Source organism: Rhizobium phaseoli, assembly GCF_010668805.1.
In the GTDB taxonomy this organism is placed as follows: Bacteria; Pseudomonadota; Alphaproteobacteria; order Rhizobiales; family Rhizobiaceae; genus Rhizobium; species Rhizobium phaseoli_A.
On the sequence record NZ_WUFT01000061.1, the window covers coordinates 1 to 645 of the forward strand.

A 645-nucleotide genomic window follows, 5' to 3' on the forward strand; every position below is an offset into this window, starting at 1 on the left:
TCGTGCTCGCCCGCTACATGCAGATCCTGTCGGACGAGATGTGCCAGAAGATGTCGGGCAAGATCATCAACATCCACCATTCCTTCCTGCCGAGCTTCAAGGGCGCCAACCCCTACAAGCAGGCCTACGGCCGCGGCGTCAAGCTGATCGGGGCAACCGCCCATTACGTCACCGCCGATCTCGACGAAGGTCCGATCATCGAGCAGGACACGGCGCGCATCACCCATGCCCAATCGCCCGACGACTATGTCTCGATCGGCCGCGATGTCGAAAGCCAGGTGCTGGCCCGGGCCATCCACGCCCATATTCACCATCGCACCTTCATCAACGGCAACCGCACCGTGGTCTTCCCGGCAAGCCCCGGCAGCTACGCCTCCGAACGCATGGGTTGAGAGATGGTTGAGGTCATCGACGGCAAGAACGTAGCTGCATCGGTCATTCAGACGGTAAAGAGTGCGACGGCAGCGCTGGAAAAGAGCAGCGGCGTCACCGCCGGCCTTGCAGTCGTCATCGTCGGGGACGATCCGGCAAGCCACGCCTATGTCGGCTCGAAGGGCCGCATGGCCAAGGAATGCGGTTTCAAATCCGTCCAGCACACGCTGCCGGCCGAGACCAGCCAGGAGGAGCTGGCAGCCCTCGTCGCCA

General features: G+C 62.8%; 2 protein-coding genes. Both read left to right on the plus strand.

From position 1 onward, the window contains the following. Window positions 1-392: formyltetrahydrofolate deformylase (locus GR197_RS31365; RefSeq protein WP_164016594.1), on the plus strand; the 392-nt coding region annotated here is incomplete at its 5' end. Window positions 393-395: 3 nt separating this feature from the next. Then, a partial coding sequence (locus GR197_RS31370) for a tetrahydrofolate dehydrogenase/cyclohydrolase catalytic domain-containing protein (protein ID WP_281409539.1) occupies window positions 396-645 on the plus strand: 250 nt, incomplete at its 3' end.